Raw genomic sequence first — 598 nt, 5'->3', positions numbered from 1 at the left:
CCTGAGCAATTGCACCGCGTCGAAAGCAGCGTCAGCGAACACGCCAGCGAAGGCGCATTGCTGGTGGCGATCGAACTCGACGAGCAACGCCCATGGCCGCCGGCGCTGCCGAAAACCGTGAGCAACGCTGGCATCCTCGACAGCCGCGAGTCACGCAACAAACTGCTCGAACAACTCAGCCGCTTCCCCCCGGCACGTCTGGTTATCGCTTGCGATCCACGGCGCTCGCCGGATCGCGGCAGCCTCGCGCTGATCGCCGAACTGGCGCGCAACGCCAGCGCCACCCGCGTCTGGCTGCTGCAAGCGCCGCCCGGTGAAGCGCTGGACGCCGAACGCCTCGGCGACTGGCACATCGCACTGCAACAGTTGGAACTACCCTTTGCTGATTGCGCACCGTTGAACTGGCTGGAGAGCGGTCATGACTGATGCCTTCAAAGCGCCGCTGAAACTCGCCGTGGTCGGCCACACCAACGTTGGCAAGACTTCGCTGTTGCGCACGCTGACCCGCGATGTCGGTTTCGGCGAAGTCTCGCATCGACCGAGTACCACCCGGCATGTCGAGGGCGCGCGGCTGTCGGTGGACGGCGAGCCGTTGCTC

2 protein-coding genes are annotated in these 598 nt (G+C 65.4%); both read left to right on the top strand.

Translation table 11 applies throughout. The features are described from left to right. On the top strand, positions 1–426 hold a 426-nt coding region (locus AACY49_RS29935; protein ID WP_339527820.1), incomplete at its 5' end, for a DUF2868 domain-containing protein. Beyond that, the coding region (locus tag AACY49_RS29930) for a GTPase domain-containing protein (RefSeq protein ID WP_339527819.1) at positions 419–598 on the top strand (180 nt) is incomplete at its 3' end. The genes AACY49_RS29935 and AACY49_RS29930, both read left to right, overlap by 8 nt.

It is taken from the genome of Pseudomonas sp. EL_65y_Pfl2_R96 (assembly GCF_963970905.1).
Lineage (GTDB): Bacteria > Pseudomonadota > Gammaproteobacteria > Pseudomonadales > Pseudomonadaceae > Aquipseudomonas.
Note: the sequence above shows the minus strand (reverse complement) of the source record. Positions and strands in the feature narration are given on the sequence as shown.